Below are 17,276 nucleotides of genomic sequence, written 5' to 3' on the forward strand. Positions count from 1 at the left end.
TCGGCGCCGCCGCCCACCAGCGCGACATTTTGGCCGACATCAATACCGATGCCATTGGTGGTGTCGCCATGGATTGCACTGCCATGATTGCCGCTCAGATTAGCGGTAACCTCCACCCCTTTACCCGCGGAGCTGTTACCGTTCAGCGTGGTGTTATCCAGTTGGGTCTCGCCCTCGACTTTAATACCGGAGCCGGTGTCGGAGGTGCCGTTGACGGTGCCGCCAGTGATGGTCCCATTCAGTTGCACCCCATCACCGTCGGTGGCTTTGCCGCCCACGCTGCTATTGCCTTTATTGGTTAACGGGCCGTCAATATCCACCCCAGTACCCTTGGTGGCATTACCGGCCAGTGTGGTGTTATCCAGCGTGTTATTGCCCTCCAGTTGCAGGCCGGTGCCGGTATCGCCAGTAGCATTGCCCATCACCGCCAGCAGGTCATCCGCTCCGCCGCCGACCAGAGCGACATTCACAGCCACATCAATAGCAGTACCATTGGTGGTGTCGCCATGTATTGCACTGCCATGATTGCCGGTTAGATTGGCGGTGACGTCCACCCCTTTGCCATCAGAGCTGTTGCCTTTAAGTGTGGTGTTATTAAGTTGGGTCTCGCCCTCGACTTTGATACCAGAGCCGGTATCCGAGGTACCGTTGACAGTGCCGCCAGTGATAGCTCCGTTCAGTTGCACCCCATCACCTTCCGTGGCTTTGCCCTTAACGGTAGTATTACCTTTGTTGGTTAATGGGCCGTCGATATCGACACCCGGCCCTTTGGTGGCATTACCGTTCAGGGTGGTGTTATTGAGGATGTTATTGCCGTCCAGCGCGACACCCTTCCCTGTATCTCCAGTGGCATTGCCACTGACAGCCAGCAGATCACCAATGCCTGCCCCGGTGAGATTGGCATTTTTAGCCACATCAACACCGATACCGCTGACGGTATCGCCTTGTACTGAGCTACGCTGACTACCGCTCAGACTGGCAGTAATCTCCACTCCTTTACCGGTGGTGCTATTACCATACAGGATGGTGTTTTTGATTCGGGAGTCACCATCCACTTTGATGCCGCTGCCATTATCTGAAGTCCCGTTGACCCTGCCACCACTCACCGCACCGTTAAGTTGTACGCCATCGCCATTGCCAGCACTCCCTACCACCGTGCTATTGCCGATATTGGTCATAGGGCCATCGATATCGATACCAGAGCCATCAGTCGCGTTACCCGTCAGCGTGGTGTTATCGAGGGTGTTACTGCCAATTAACGTGATACCCGTGCCTTTCGACCCGGTCGCATTGCCGGTGATGCTCAGCAAGTCATCCGCATCACCGCCGGTGAGACTGAGGGTATTACCAAGATGTATACCAGTACCGTTGACGGTTTCGCCCTGCACCGCGCTACCGTTGCGCCCGGTCAGATTAGCGGTGATCTCAACCGCTTTACCGTCGGGGCTGGTGCCATGTAAGGTGGCGTTATCTAGCCCACTATCGGCATCTATCTTGATGCCACTCCCATTGGCGGAAGTCCCATTGATCGTGCCTCCCTTAATTGCACCCTCTAACCGCACGCCAATACCGTTAGCCACCTGGCCGGCAAGCACGGTGGTCCCATTGTTAGTCAACGGGCCAGTAATGCTTATTCCGATGCCACTGGTGGCGTTACCATTTAATGAGGTGTTATCAAGGGTGTTATTGCCCCCTAACTGAACACCAGCACCCACCTGAACACCGGTGCCTTTATCACCCGTCGCATTACCGCTAATCGCTAACAGATCGTCAGAGGCGTTCCCGGTGAGAGTGGCATCTCTATCGATATACACACCGGTGCCATTGACCACATCCCCCTGCACTGAGCTGCCGTGGCCACCAGTCAGATCGCCTGCGATCTCCACTCCTTTGCCATCCGTGCTGTTGCCGACCAGCGCGGCATTGTTAAGCACAGTGCTGCCATCCACGCCAACCCCGGTACCTGTGGCCGAGATGCCATTGATGCGGCTATCGTCAAGCACGCCATTCATGACCTGGACACCAATGCCGCTGGCCGCAGTCCCATTCACTACACTGCCACTCAGCGGGCCATTAATCTGTACACCAATACCGGAGCCAGACGCAGTACCGTTCAATTCCGTCTTGCCTTGGTTGGTGAGTGGACCGGTGATATCTAATGCAACACCATTTACCGCCGAGCCATTCAAGCTGGTATTACTTAAATCGTTATTACCATTGAGTTTTATCCCAGTACTGGTGTCACTTATCGCCACGCCCCTTAGCGTTAGCAAGTCGGTTTCACTGGTGCCAGTGACATGCAAATTCTCTGCTATATCAATGCCATAACCAACACTTTCAGTAGTGCCAGTGATGGTGCTGTGATGGATACCATTGATATCACTGGTTAACTCCACACCTTTACCGTTGGTACTGCTGCCATTCAGTGCCGCGTTGTCTAATACTGCATGGGTGACAACACTAGAACCCGGCAAGGAGTCAACTTTGATGCCGATACCGTTAATTGATTGCCCGGTGAGTGCCGTATCAGTAATGGTGGCATTACCGCTAATGCGCAAACCTTCGGCATGGGTTGAAGTGCCTGTCACATTAATGCGATTAATTTGATGTTCTGCACTGAAGAGATGAACCCCGGTGCCATCGGTACTAGTACCTTCAATAGTGACCGGGCCGGTCGCGTTATTAACCACACCAGAAATAGCTACCCCGCTGCCAGCAACGCTACTACCTTTAATTAACGTGTCACCTTCACCTGTTAATACCATGGTATTATTACTGGTAGGGAAGTTAATGCCGACGCCGCTAGTTGCGCGCCCCTCCATGATTAAAGAACCATTGTTATTAATCGTTAATTGTTTGGGGTTGGTATAGGTTATGCCATTGCCACCCGCGGAAGCTTGTGCGCCTTTATTTTCACCGAGCAGGGATAATTGGCTACCCTTGGCAATATTGAGGGTATTGGCTCCACTAAATTCAATCCCTTTGCGGGTCGCACCGGTGCCATCTGTCTCGCCTTGAAACGCGATATTCCCTTCAACCGACAAGGTGCTATTGGCTCTAAAAATAAGTGCCGTGCCCTGCGTAGTATTCAGTGCTTTGCCTACAAATGATCCATTATTGGCCACTATGGCACTATTCCCGCCCAAGCTTAAGGTGCCACTTTGGCCAGCCAGTAATGGCGTCACCGATTCGGAATAAACCGCAACATTACCTAGTGAGGCATTAAAATTAATGTTATTAAAATAAACATTTCCTGACCCAGTAGAAGATCCATTAACATTAATATTTTTAGTAGCCGATGTCAGATTGACATTTTCCAAATCAATAGATGTTGCTTGATTACGATTACCGCTACCATTCTTCCCTATAATAGTGATATTGCCTAGGGCAGTAATATTATTACGGGAGTCATCCGAATAACCTTCAATATTAACCCCGTCAGATGAAACAAGTGTTTCACCTTTCAAATTAATATCTTTTTTTGCATTTAACGAGCTATTGGATTTAATTGAAATCCCTTTATTAGTGGCTGAACTGACATTGGCATTAATATCACCCGTAGTTGCTATGATATTAGTATTATCCAATATCAACCCGTCAGCACTATTAGCTGCAGAGATGAAATTAACCTCATTTGCTGTAACATTGACATTAGTCAGTGCTACACTTTTTGAACCATTGTTATTTGCCGTGAAGTTTCCGTTGTTAGTTTCAATGTTAGCGCCATTAATACCAACACCCGCACCTGAATTATTACCATAATTATTGGCGGTTATTGATATATCCTTTCCCGCAGTGATATTTATTGTTTTGTTAGGTGAGTTTGACAGGATTGTCACGGCCTCCACAGTTGGCCGTGAGGTATTAGCTACTATTGATATATTCTGCCCTGCAGTCATCCCACCATTACCTTGGAAAATAAAGGCTTTATAATTGAGAGAACTTAAATTGGCTCTAATATCATTTTTAGCCGTAATAATTGAGTTATTCATCACCACGGCATTATTATCACTGATATTGCCATTCAGTAACACATTGTTGGCACTGATAGAAAAATTATTGAGAGGGCTCCCCTTGATGCCCGTGATATTTAAATTAAAATCTCCATTCTCAGCGGTTATCGTGGCAAAGTCCCCATCGACAGTACTGCCGATTTCTGTTCCGTTATTAACCGCCACCAGCGATATATTGCCACCGGCAGTCATATTAACCAGAACACTACTGGCGTTACCGCTTATCTTTATTGCTTCAGCGCCCGCAGTAGTAGAGTTACTGGTCACCGCTTGCAAATTGATATTACCACTGGCCTTTACATTGGTGTTACCTGAAAACCAAATTCCTTTATCGGTGGTAGTGACATTGGCATTAATATCACCGGCGGTGGTGGTAAGATTGCTGTCTCTGAATAAGAAAGCATCAACCCCGGTGACATTAATTTTAACGTTAACATTATTGGCACTAACTTGTGAATCCTGTATCCGCAGCCCAAGATTAATCTGAGTAAAAATATCGCCGTTGATATCAAATGAAATATCACCCAGCTTAGAAGAGATATTCCCATTAGCAATATCTACGCCCCCTGACACACCATTATTGCCACTGGCATTGGCCTGGAATCTGATATCTTTATCACTGGTAATGGTTGCATTAGTGAATGTTCCCATCCACGAACTGTTAGAGTTAGACTTCATAGTAAATGACATATTACCCGAGCCGGTTAGGACTGAGTTATCAGATATATCAATAGCACGCCACCCTTGCCCATTAACATTACTACTTTCACCGATTATACTCGTTTCACCTGCCACGGAAATATTAGCGGAATTAGTGATACTCACCCCAATGAGGGAGGCGACTCCGGTATTACCTTCCAGAGTGAGATTGCCGACCTCATATCGCCCACCATTAATAATAATACGCGTTGCACTTTTAGCATCGGCATGTTTTGCCAGTAAATTCCCTTTATTTAATAAAATATTACCATTGGTTAATGTAATAATAGAATCTGCGGTGGAATTGCCCGCTAACAAATTAAGACTCAGCTTGCCGGCATTAGACGAAATATTATTGTTAACGGCAATATTACCGTCAGCATGCAACGTCAGCGTAGCATCGCCTCCGGCAGTTTTATTGATATCAGCACCTACTGTAATATTACACCAGCGGCAGTTGGTTAAGCTGCTATTACTGGTGGTTATCGTCACATTCGTGCCACGATCGAGTTGAGTATTGATGCTGGTATTCAATATTTGTGCAACATTGGCGGTTGGCGTGAAGACCTGTGCATTTTTCACATATCCGGCCGGAATATCCCCGGCCTGAACTGACACTCCACTCTCAGCACCACTGCTAACAATGTTGACCTCGGCCGGATCGAGTAACCAACGGCCATTGCTACCGACCACCGCACCCGCATCAACCTGACCAAAAGCCTGTAAATTACGCTTACTGGATGTCTCTACTTGCCCACCATCACCTGACTGTGGCCCACCACGGGCATCAATAGCGCCATAGAAACCGGTGTAATGTTCAGACCATAATACGGCGGTGCCGCCCGCCCCTATGTTTGAGGAAGAAACATCAATAGCCGCCCCTTTATCCATCACAACCGCGCGGGCATTTTTTATCCGCTTATTTTTACCCTGCCAGTCGCCGCCGACCAATACTTTGCCACCGCCAGTAGCCCCGTGTGCATCAATTTTGCTCGCAGCAACCAAATGAATATTTTCACCTTGCAAAATGACATGGCCGCCATGGCCCTGCGGGCTACTGGCATCAATAACGCCTTGCTGGCTCACTACCCCGTCACTGCCGCCATCAAGGTAAATAACGCCATTTCTTTCAGCCAAACCCTGCGCTTGCAAAATACCGGTATTATCAATCACGGTATTCATTAACATCTCTTTGCCACGCGCTGTCAGTTGGATAATCCCGCCATCAGCCTGAATCAGCCCTCCATTTTGTAGCAAAGTACTGACCTGCTCGCCCTGAACTTGCACCCCGAGCAAGCTGCCGTGGTCCAGATTAAGGGTGACACGACTCCCGCTTGCCAATGCTACTTTCCCTTGTGGCGCATTGATAACACCTGAAGCCTGATTATCCACCTGCTGACCAATCAGCGCGATATACCCGCCTTCAGTGGTGCGCAGATTGGCCTGATTAATCAACTTACCTTCATGTTTTCGGCTGGTCAGCGTATAGCTACCGCGAACAAAATCACCATCAGACATGGCTTTAGTACTGGCGACTAAACCACCCACATCAACTTGTGCCCCTTTACCAAACAGAATGCCATTCGGGTTAAGTAAAAAGACCTGACCATTGGCTTTTAAGTTGCCATATATCTGCGATGCATCGCGGCCAAGCACCCGGTTCAGCGCAATACTCTGCTGCCCCGGTTGGTTATAAATAACACTATTACCCTGCGCGATATCAAAACTGCCCCAATTGATCGCCAACTTATCGCTGTGCTGGGTCACAGTAAGGGTGGTGCTATTAATATCTAACACGCCTTGGCCGATAACAACCTTGCCATTAACGGGCAGTGAGGGATGGGCGAATACCAGTAAAGGCCACGTGCCGAGCGCTAATCCCGTCAAGATGGCCAAGTGGCTTAATATTCCAGCCTTCGTATTATTACCATTAATTAATTTTCTACCGGGAGACGAAAACGATCGTCCATAAGATCGGGTAAATTCTCCGACAGCAACCAAACATCCCAACCGACGACAAAAAACAAGTTTGTATAATTTACTGTTCATTATTCACGTCCATTAAATCTGACAAATATGCCGATAAGCGCTAAAACATCTTGTAAGCGCTAAGCCAAAGTTGGTCGTTATCCGGTTGAGGAGTTGCAGCCTGGCCGGTTCGATGTGCCCAGGTCAGATTCAAGGAGTAATCTGCCGGACGGGAGAGTGTGATATAGGCACCAAAACCAGATAGGTTAATATTATTTCCTGTCAGGCCCTCGATAGGCTGACGATAATAAGAACCCCACCCTTGATCAAAGAATGCCGCAAAAGTGATTTGATTCCCCGTGCCTGCCCAAATCGGGAGTGGGGGTTGCCAGTGGGTACGTAATTCGGTGGTAAAAACAGTGCCTTTATCCACCCCCCCTTCACCAATGCCATAAGCTCGAACCGCCAACGGCCCACCCAGCAGCAGCTTTTGTGAGCTATCAAGGTTCTTACTGGCCATTTGACCGGTGAATTGGTTGAAGAAGGAGAAGTAAGGGCCAAAGCCCTGATCATGACCAGCACGATAATTAAAACGAGCAAAAGTACCGCCAATACCGGTTAAAGAACTTATGCTTTGACTGAATTCATCATCCAGTGACAGATGGCCTGCCGTACCCAGTAAATTAAAATTACTCAGCCCACGAGGTACTGCGGTAAAAGTGCCATTAATACCCAATTCACCGGCATCTAAATTGCGTTTTTGGTCCGGTAACATAATCAGTGAATCACGCATTCTGCTCTGATAATAACCGGTATTCACATCAATTCGGGCTGCCGAATTACGGATCCACGGATGGCGTAAATCAATGCCCCAAGTATTAGAATGACCGCGAGCATCCAAGACCTCGAAAGGCCCCTTAAGGGTGTAATCCAGGTAACTATAATTAAGTGCTGCACGGGTGCCGTAAGTATTAATCGGAAAATTGTAGTCTAACATGCCATTGAATACATCGGCCGAACTGGATAAAATCAAATCTGCACGTAATTGATCACCCCAGCCCGTCATATTATTTAATGCACCTCCAACTAATAACCGATTATGACCAGAGTAATCATTACCCTGATTATCTACACCGATATATCCCATTGCGGTTTCGCCTGGGGTAATATCAGCATAAACTTTCGTCATTCCCGATTGGGTGCCCGGTTTTAAGGCTAAAGCAGCATCAACTCCGGGTATTTCATTAAGAATAAGGGCCGTTCTCTCCAGACGGGATAATTCAGCTGGAGATGCTGCGCAATCTTTACCACCAAAAAAGCCCACCATTTTACTGCAACTATTACTTTCAATCACCGCAGTAGCAAAGTCAGTATTCAAGCGGCTCTGATTGTTTACTTCTGGTTTATCTAATCTGCCAGCAATAACACGCACGATAACAATACCGTCACGAACAGTTTGTGGTGGTAATATTGCCTGAGCCGCGACCCATCCTTGCTGTCGATAAAAGCGAGTTACCGCCAACGCCATGGCTTGTAAATCAGAGAATGTTAATGACCGACCTAACCAAGGGGCAACTACGGCTTGCAAAGCTTTATTACGCCCATCCCGGCCAATACTACCTGAATGCAACAACCCGGAATCACCCTCAAAGTGAACCTCACGTAGCGTGATATTCCCCCCTGCGACAGGGTGACTGGAAGGCGGTGGCGCAGCCAATGGCGGGAGCTTGATTTCTGCTTCATGTGGCGCCAACAGTGGCTCTATTGTCGACTGCCGTATTTCATTACCAATAGCGCCGGCATTAGGCACATTTCTAACTTGAGGGGCCGCGATTACGGGTGAGCTAAAAAACAATTGTGAGCAAAAAAAAAGAGGAAGTAATACTGTTCTGCATTTCAATTGATGCCATAAATCTGCTGGATAATAAAAATATCGCATACAAATACACCCATTTTAAATAGAAATGTTCCAGTCAAAATAATAATTACCATTATTATTAAGCACTGACCCGCATGGTTAGTCATTTCAATTGGCGATTAAAGAATTAATCATTAACATTTAAAGCAAGAACATGAAGATAAATTATGTATTCATTACCAAAAAAAACTTACCCTTTGTTGTACAAGACTAATAGTCAGACATCTTTACCCCAAACAGTTAATTGAGTTAGATATGGGAGTTTTAACATAAAATAATAGTAAGTTATTGCTTGTAATAATTACCAAAAACAATATATTTATATTAATCGCCAGAAAACAATATAAGACAATGAAAAACAGAGGTTATAAATAAAACTAAAACCCGATTAGTTACCCGCTCAGTTAGCCCAATAGATAAATAAGTTATAAAAAAATAAAAACATGACAAAAATAAGACTAAAGGCTTGTTGTCGATAGGTTTATTCACACCTAAAAAACCATAAAAATACAAATTTAAATTTAAATTATGACGTTAATAATAACAAACCCCGCATTACTTTGCAGGGTCTCTATATTTTCCTGAGTATTATAATAGCTCAGTAAGTAACATCACTGTGGCCTACCCATTCTGCCGAATGCGAGCAATTAAATCATCAATACTGCCAATGTATGGTGCTGCCAATATCAGGGTACGACCCAAACTCAGAGCATGGCGCTGACATGCCCTGCGCATATCCTCATCAACTATGCTATCCAGATCAGCAACATGTGCCAGACCAATGGTACGCCTAATTAATTCAGTGCCACAGTAACCGATGGCATCCTGCCACACCTGTTGCAGGAACTGTAGTGCATACCCCTCTGTTGCCAAAGAGGGATCCTGTGTTTTTTCCTGACTTAACGCCAGAAAATGGCTGGCGAAGGTTTCCCAGAGAATATAAACATCGTTCAGCCGTTGTTCACGACCCGCCGCCGCATCCCGTGGGCCAGCTAATCCAGGCAAACCGCAGTAATTAAGCAGCAAGTTGCCCACCGCTGTACCTACATCGAAACCTATTGGACCATAGAAACCAAATTCAGCATCAATCGCCTTCAGTTGGCCATCAGCAACAAAAATTGAACCACTGTGAATATCGCCGTGAAGGTGCGCCTCCGCTTTACTTAGAAAACGGTGTTTCAGCGAGGCCACTGCCAACTTGAGTACATTATCCTGACGCAATGCCAACACATCGGCTAATAGCGCCGGATCAAAATTATTACGCTCATGGTCGATATAAGGGTCGGTAAAGAATAGATCTTCGGTGATTTGGCATAATTCCGGGTTGGTGTAGCGGCTTACTGCGGCTTTTTTAGCTTGCGCTGATTGGTAGAAATCAGAGGTATGGAATAAGGTTTGTGCCAAGTACTCAGCCAGTTGCCCGGCAGCCTGTGGATAGTGTTTGCCCAAAAGCAGTTCACTGCGCCAGATGTGGTGATCAGATAAATCCTCCTGCACCATAACCGCCAGTTCTGCATTGTGATGCAGTACATTAACCGTATGTTGTGGGCAGAATTGGCGGTGTGTCAGCAAGGTTTCGGCTTCAATTCGGGCACGATCCAAGGTTAACGGCCAGGACTCCCCAACACAGCGCACATAAGGTAGCGCCTGTTTGACAATCACCCGGCTGACTCCAGCCGCATCACGGATTTTAAATACCAGATTGAGATTTCCATCCCCAATCTCATCCGCAGACACCAAAGCCAGTGGATCGGCCACCTGGCCAAATTGGCGAGCATATTCAACCGCATCCGCAGCAGTAAATGTATGGTAGCGTGACATCTTCAACCTCGTTGTTCTTTATCTGATTCTGATTCACTCACTGCCAACCATTTGCTTAGCTGTGAAATTATTCCCTGTTAGAGCAAAAAAATCCGTATTTAGGCGTAAAACCATATAGACGTCTACACATCCGTAAGATATGTTGGCAGAATAAGAAACCAGATGCAATAACGCAACATGGATTTAACTGACAATGCAGACGCTTAACACGCTCAATTTACACGTAATCAATTTACAAACAACCAGCTTAAGAATTGTAAATAACCAGCTTTGGATACTTGACCAACAGGCACTACCGCAGCGTCAGGAATGGCTGTCAGCCGACACGGTGGAATTACTGATTGAGCATATTCAAGCACTGCGGGTGCGCGGCGCGCCGTTGATTGGATTGTCAGCCAGCCTACTGTTGGCCTTGCTGGCAAAGCGGGGTTTATCACCAGCTCAGCTTGAGCAGGCACTGATTGCGCTGCGGGGATCACGTCCCACTGCGGTTAATCTGATGAATAATCTGGCACGGATGCAGCAGGCGTTATTGCAAGCCAATTGGGTCGAAGCCATGGCCCGTGAAGCACTGCGTCTGGTTGATGAAGACCGAGAGTTATGTGAGCGCATCGCCCATCATGGCGCGGCATTGGTAAAACCCGGCAGTAACCTGCTAACCCACTGCAACACCGGCGGGCTAGCCACTGCGGGGAGCGGTACCGCTATCGGCGTATTGCTGCGCGCTCATCAGCAAGGCAACCTCCGACAGGTATGGGTCGATGAAACCCGCCCCCTGTTGCAAGGCGGGCGCTTAACCGCCTGGGAACTGGGTGAACTGGGCATTCCATACCAATTAATTTGTGATTCGATGGCCGCCAGCCTGATGGCACAAGGCAAAGTAGATGCTATCTGGGTAGGCGCGGACCGCATTGCTGCAAACGGCGATGTAGCGAATAAAATTGGCACCTACAGCCTGGCCGTATTGGCGCATTATCACCGCATTCCATTCTATGTGGCGGCTCCGCATACCACTCATGATCCTGACTGCCCGAATGGTGCAGCAATCCCCATTGAGCAGCGTGATGCCAGCGAAGTCAAAGGCGTGTCTGGGGGTTTTGGTCATTGCCAATGGGCACCAGAAGATGCCCCAGTATATAACCCGGCATTTGATGTCACCCCTGCGGCATTAATCAGCGGTTGGGTATTAGACAGCGGCGTTATCACGCCACAACAAGTCGCAGCGGGCTTCTTCCAACCGAAGACGGTATTATAGTCTTCGATTTCATTCTGTTAATAACGTTTATACGCGGGGAAATGTGCCGAATGGGTCGTAGCGACGAGAGTCGCCGGAGCGCCCATCGGTGCAGTCGCCCCGCCAGTCTCCGTACGAAAAGATTTTATATTTTTAATCCAGACGCGGGTAGCTATCGGCTATCTTATCGCCGGTAAAACGCGCCACCCAACCTTCAGGATTATCAAACACCCGAATAGCCGTGAAATTCGGGGCTGAACCCATATCGAACCAATGACGAGTATCTGCTGGCACCGATAACAAGTCATTCTTTTCACACAAGATCTGGTAAATTTTACCGTTCAGGTGCAAGCAAAATAACCCGCTTCCCTCAACGAAGAAACGCACTTCATCTTCACCATGGGTATGCTCGGATAAAAATTTCTCACGCAATACTTCGCGCTGAGCATTGTCGGGACGCATGCTGATAACATCCCAACTTTGATAGCCTTTCTCAACCACCAGCCGATTAATCTCATGTTGATAAGCCGCAATCACTGCCTCAGGTTGCGGATTTTCACCCAATTCACGATCTGCCTGCCAGCGCTCAAAACGTACGCCAATGGCGGTCAGTTGCTGTTGAATTTCTTCCGCATTGCGGCTTTGCCACAGCGGCTGTTCTGGCTGCTGGTCACTGAAAATGGTCAATCCGCTCATGCGGTAAACTCCTTTGTTCTTTATTTAAAACGCGCTAAATCAATCTGATCGAAACGGTTTACTTGTGGGTGATGGCTCTCGCTATCAGGTAGGTCACGGATCAACTGACAGGTATGCCAGCCGGCAAGTTGCGCAGCATCCAACTCCTGACGGATATCAGAGAGAAACAGTAATACTTGCGGTGCAATGGCCAACTGATTGGCAATGTTCTGGTAAGCACTCACTTCGCGCTTCGCGCCGACATGGGTGTCAAAATAACCGCTGAATAATGGCTGTAAATCCCCCGCATCACTGTAACCAAACAGCAATTTCTGCGCTGCCACCGAGCCGGATGAATAGACATACAAACCCAGCCCCTGCTGCTGCCAATCTGCCAGTTGCGGGGCAACATCGGAATATAAATGGCCGCGAAAATCCCCGTGTAAATAACCGCTGCGCCAAATAATGCCCTGAATGGCTTTTAGCCCGGTGGATTTGCGGTCTTCATCCATAAAACCATGCAATGTGGTAATCAACGTTTCAATATCGGCGTCCGGTTGTTCAATCTCGCGCCGCAAACTGGCCAATGCGGCAGCAACGTCTTCATTCTGTTGATGTTCTTGTACAAAAGACGTCAGCCGCTCACGGGCATAGGGAAACAACACTTGGTGGACAAAGCGGATGTCGGTGGTGGTGCCTTCAATATCGCTCACTATTGCCTGGATCATTTTGCCTCCGCTTTAGAATTGACGCTCAACAGGCGGCGTTGCAGTTCACACTGGAACAGAAACTCCAATCCCTCCAAATGGCGACGAGCTTCGGCCACACTATTGCCCCAGCAATACAAGCCATGACCACGTACCAGGAAGCCGTATTGTAACGGGCTGTTATCCGCCAGCGCAGCAACCCGCTGTGCCAACGCGGGGATATCCTGATCATTATTAAAAATAGGGATCACCACGCGGTCCAGATGACTGCGCTGACCCGACAACGATTTCTGCATTTCGTAGCCATGCAGCACCAGCTCGTGACTGCGCTCGACCCGTGATAACACGGTGGCATTCACCGAGTGAGTGTGTAATACCGTATTTATTTCAGGATACAAGCGATAAAGCAAGGTATGCAGGCCGGTCTCTGCTGAAGGTGTACGGCCACTGGGAACATGGTTATTGGCGGTTTCTACCAGCAAAAAATCGTCGGCGGTCAAGCTGCCTTTATCTTTGCCGGACTCGGTAACCAGACACTGCGCCGAATCCAGCCGCAGCGACATATTACCGCCGGTCGCCGGGCACCAGCCCTTCTCACCAATCCAGTGGCAGACGGCTAACAGCGCGCTAAGTTGTTCATTTTCGGTCATTGCAACTCCCTGTTGTGGTGTTGGTGTGCCATAGCATATTGCCACGGCAATCAGCCTGGCGATGACCCTTAGCACATTTTTATCTTTGCTTAGCAAAACTATATCGTTTAGCCGTTTAAACATCTAAGCGTCTTGATTGCCAAATCTTAACATCGTGTTATATTTACGGCAACATACGGCACCAGGAGTATTTACCTGCCATGAGTACTTTATCTTTAATTCCAGACAGCAAATTGCCTGCCCAAGGTACCACCATCTTCTCGCAAATGAGTGCCTTAGCGCAAAAACATCAGGCTATTAACTTGTCACAAGGCTTCCCTGATTTTGATGGCCCGGACTATCTGAAACAACGGCTGGCTTATCATGTCAGCCAGGGGGCCAACCAATATGCCCCCATGACCGGCGTGGCTCCGCTGCGTAATGCCATCGCGGCAAAAACCGCTAAAATCTACGGCTGGCAGCCCGATGCTGACCATGAAATCACCGTAACCACGGGTGCCAGTGAAGCCTTATTTGCCGCGATCACCGCGCTGGTGCGCCCTGACGATGAAGTGATTTGCTTTGACCCCAGCTACGACAGCTATGCGCCGGTGGTGAAACTGGCCGGAGGTATCCTCAAACGTATCGCACTAAAACCCCCGGCTTTCACCACTGATTGGGCGGCATTTGCCGATCTGATTTCTGAACGTACCCGGCTGGTTATCGTCAATACACCGCATAATCCTTCAGCGACCGTTTGGCGTGCAGAAGATTTTGAACAACTGTGGCAAGTGATTGCCGAGCGCAATATCTATGTCCTGAGTGATGAAGTTTACGAACACATCTGTTTTAGCGCTGCCGGCCATGCCAGCGTATTGGCTCATCCGCAACTGCGTCAGCGCGCCATTGCGGTTTCCTCTTTCGGCAAAACTTTCCATATGACCGGCTGGAAAGCTGGCTATTGCATCGCCCCCGCCGCGATCAGTGCCGAAGTACGCAAAATTCATCAATACCTGACATTCTCAGTTTGCACACCGGTACAATTTGCGCTGGCAGATATGCTCAATGCCGAACCTGAGCACTGGCAACAGTTACCCGCGTTTTACCGCGCCCGCCGCGATCGCTTCGTCAATGCCTTGTCCACCAGTCGCCTAAAAATCCTGCCAAGTGAAGGAACTTACTTCCTGCTGGCCGATTACAGCGCCATTTCAGATCTCGATGATGTTGAATTCTGCACATGGTTGACCGAACATGTGGGGGTGGCCGCGATACCGTTATCGGTATTCTGCGAAGGCCCGTTCCCGCATAAACTGATCCGCTTGTGCTTCGCCAAACAGGATGCCACGCTGGACGCCGCTGCGGAGCGCTTGTGTCAACTTTAAAACTGACTCTTTTGCAACAGCCACTGGTGTGGCTGGATGCTCAGGCTAACTTGCGTCACTTTGACATGCTGCTGGAACCACTGCGGCAGCGTGATGTGATTGTATTACCGGAAATGTTTACCACCGGTTTTGCGATGAATGCGGCTGAAAATGCACTATCGGAAGCCGAGATCAGCAACTGGTTACGCCATTGGGCAGCTCAGTCCAATGCGCTGATCGGTGGCAGTGTGGCACTGACAACATCCAATGGCGCAGTTAATCGTTTCCTACTGGCGGAACCCGGTGGACAAATCCATCATTACGACAAACGCCATTTATTCCGCATGGCCGGTGAGCACCATCACTATCAGGCGGGTTCCGAGCGCAAAGTGGTCGAATGGCGTGGTTGGCGAATTCTGCCACAAGTCTGTTATGACCTGCGTTTCCCGGTGTGGTCTCGTAATCAGCAAGATTATGATTTAGCGCTATATGTGGCTAACTGGCCAGCCACGCGCGCCAAACACTGGCAAACCTTGTTGGCCGCGCGCGCCATCGAAAATCAGGCTTACGTCGCGGGCTGTAATCGGGTCGGTGACGATGACAATGGTCATCACTATCAGGGCGGCAGTGTTATCCTGGATGCCCAAGGCGAAACGCTGGCACAAGCAGAACCAGGGCTGGCCGCGCAATTAGATGCAGAGTTATCTTTAGAAACCTTACGGGCCTATCGGGAAAAATTTCCAGCTTGGCGCGATGTTGACCATTTTCAGTTGCTATAAAAGTAAAACAACCAGCAAACGGGCCATGGGAAGTCACCAGAGGTGGTACTGACGAAAATTCATCACCTAAGGAGTATCTCTTGGTTTATCATTCTTAATTATCGAATACTGCACGCCTTCTCAAATAAGAATAATTTCTCCCATGATACAAAAAGCTGAAAACTCCGGTTTAAGTCCGGCATTAATCGTGTTGATGTCGGTCGCCACCGGGCTGGCCGTTGCCAGTAACTATTATGCCCAGCCACTACTGGAAACTATCGCACAGGCTTTTAATCTCTCGGTTAATCAAGCCGGGTTTATCGTCACGGCCGCCCAGTTGGGTTATGCCGTGGGGTTGATGTTCCTGGTCCCTCTGGGGGATATGTTTGAACGCCGTGGGCTAATTGTCGGTATGACCCTGCTGGCTGCTGGCGGTATGCTGATTACGGCAATGTCGCAAAATCTCACCATGATGATTGTCGGCACCGCCCTCACCGGCTTGTTCTCTGTCGTGGCACAACTGTTAGTGCCACTGGCTGCCACCTTAGCAGCACCGGAAAAACGCGGCAAAGTGGTCGGTATTATCATGAGTGGCCTGCTACTGGGGATCTTGTTGGCACGGACGGTGGCGGGCGCACTGGCCTCGATTGGCGGTTGGCGCACTATTTATTGGGCCGCCAGTGCGCTGATGTTCATCATGGCATTGGTTCTGTGGCGCTATCTGCCACGCTATAAGCAGCATAGCGGGCTGAATTATGGCCAACTGCTGGCATCGATATTTTCCTTATTTATCCACACCCCAGTGCTACGCACCCGCGCGCTGCTCGGCGCATTGTCGTTTGCCAATTTCAGTGTTCTATGGACCTCAATGGCCTTCTTGCTGGCCTCCCCGCCATTTGGTTATTCAGAAGCCACTATTGGGCTATTTGGTCTGGTGGGGGCCGCTGGGGCATTAATGGCCACCAAAGCGGGCCAGTTGGCGGATAAAGGCAAAGCACGCATCACCACCAGCGTGGGTTTGGGGTTACTGCTGCTGTCATGGATACCTATCGCCTTGGGGCAACATTCAATCATCGCGCTGATTATCGGGATTGTGGTGCTGGATCTGGCGGTTCAAGGGGTGCATGTCACTAACCAGAGCGTGATATATCGCATGATGCCGGAAGCCAGAAATCGGTTAACCGCAGGCTATATGACCACTTACTTTATTGGCGGCGCATTAGGCTCACTGATTTCAGCAGCAGCTTATCAACATGCTGGCTGGTATGGCGTGGCGCTGGCGGGTTTGATGCTGTGCATCTTGAACATGACCACCTGGCTGGCCGGTAAACGCTTTGATCCTCCGGCCAACCAACCTGTTGAGTGATTTCAAATTGATTATTAATTAGCTAACTAATAATAAATGTAGATATAAATTTGGGTTATAGGGTATTAAGACAATAACCTCTCTGGTAATGTTAGCTGACTTGCTATTTTACCCTGTAGCCCAAATG

At 48.7% G+C, this 17,276-nt stretch carries 10 protein-coding genes; 4 read left to right on the forward strand and 6 right to left on the reverse strand.

What is annotated here, in order from left to right:
• The 3 genes from AEP37_RS26225 to mtnK form a co-directional block, all read right to left on the reverse strand.
• On the reverse strand, window positions 1–6,761 hold a 6,761-nt coding region (locus AEP37_RS26225; RefSeq protein ID WP_156168679.1), incomplete at its 3' end, for a filamentous hemagglutinin N-terminal domain-containing protein.
• 40 nt (window positions 6,762–6,801) lie between these two features.
• Window positions 6,802–8,619: a ShlB/FhaC/HecB family hemolysin secretion/activation protein gene (locus AEP37_RS18815; RefSeq protein WP_049614792.1), complete on the reverse strand. Its 1,818-nt coding sequence runs from the start codon at window positions 8,617–8,619 to the stop codon at window positions 6,802–6,804.
• Window positions 8,620–9,219: 600 nt separating this feature from the next.
• A complete protein-coding gene (gene mtnK / locus AEP37_RS18820; protein WP_049614793.1) occupies window positions 9,220–10,419 on the reverse strand; it encodes an S-methyl-5-thioribose kinase in 1,200 nt (399 codons plus the stop codon).
• A 193-nt stretch (window positions 10,420–10,612) separates the two neighbouring features.
• On the opposite strand from mtnK, the gene mtnA reads away from it, so the two are divergent.
• Window positions 10,613–11,674: an S-methyl-5-thioribose-1-phosphate isomerase gene (gene mtnA, locus AEP37_RS18825; RefSeq protein ID WP_049614794.1), complete on the forward strand. Its 1,062-nt coding sequence runs from the start codon at window positions 10,613–10,615 to the stop codon at window positions 11,672–11,674.
• A gap of 132 nt (window positions 11,675–11,806) precedes the next feature.
• Here the strand turns inward: mtnA and AEP37_RS18830 are convergent, their stop codons facing one another.
• Genes AEP37_RS18830 through AEP37_RS18840 form a run of 3 tightly spaced genes read right to left on the reverse strand, consistent with a single transcriptional unit; the run spans window position 11,807 to window position 13,685 of the window.
• Window positions 11,807–12,349: a 1,2-dihydroxy-3-keto-5-methylthiopentene dioxygenase gene (locus AEP37_RS18830; RefSeq protein WP_049614795.1), complete on the reverse strand. Its 543-nt coding sequence runs from the start codon at window positions 12,347–12,349 to the stop codon at window positions 11,807–11,809.
• Between the two features lie 20 nt (window positions 12,350–12,369).
• Window positions 12,370–13,056 (reverse strand): acireductone synthase, encoded by a 687-nt coding sequence (gene mtnC / locus AEP37_RS18835; RefSeq protein ID WP_049614796.1) that lies wholly within the window; start codon window positions 13,054–13,056, stop codon window positions 12,370–12,372.
• Window positions 13,053–13,685, reverse strand: coding sequence for a methylthioribulose 1-phosphate dehydratase (locus AEP37_RS18840; RefSeq protein WP_049614797.1), 633 nt, complete (start codon window positions 13,683–13,685; stop codon window positions 13,053–13,055). Before AEP37_RS18840 ends, mtnC begins: the two co-directional genes overlap by 4 nt.
• Window positions 13,686–13,885: 200 nt before the next feature.
• Here AEP37_RS18840 and AEP37_RS18845 point away from each other — a divergent pair, with 200 nt between their 5' ends.
• From AEP37_RS18845 to AEP37_RS18855, 3 genes are all read left to right on the forward strand, one after another.
• Entirely contained in the window at window positions 13,886–15,046 is a 1,161-nt protein-coding gene (locus AEP37_RS18845) for a pyridoxal phosphate-dependent aminotransferase (RefSeq protein ID WP_049614798.1), read from the forward strand.
• Complete coding sequence (locus AEP37_RS18850; RefSeq protein ID WP_049614799.1) at window positions 15,034–15,804, forward strand: amidohydrolase; 771 nt, start codon at window positions 15,034–15,036, stop codon at window positions 15,802–15,804. Before AEP37_RS18845 ends, AEP37_RS18850 begins: the two co-directional genes overlap by 13 nt.
• Before the next feature lie 142 nt (window positions 15,805–15,946).
• Window positions 15,947–17,149, forward strand: coding sequence for an MFS transporter (locus AEP37_RS18855; protein ID WP_049614800.1), 1,203 nt, complete (start codon window positions 15,947–15,949; stop codon window positions 17,147–17,149).
• Window positions 17,150–17,276 lie beyond the last annotated feature (127 nt).

It is taken from the genome of Yersinia pekkanenii, from assembly GCF_001152565.1.
Lineage (GTDB): Bacteria > Pseudomonadota > Gammaproteobacteria > Enterobacterales > Enterobacteriaceae > Yersinia > Yersinia pekkanenii.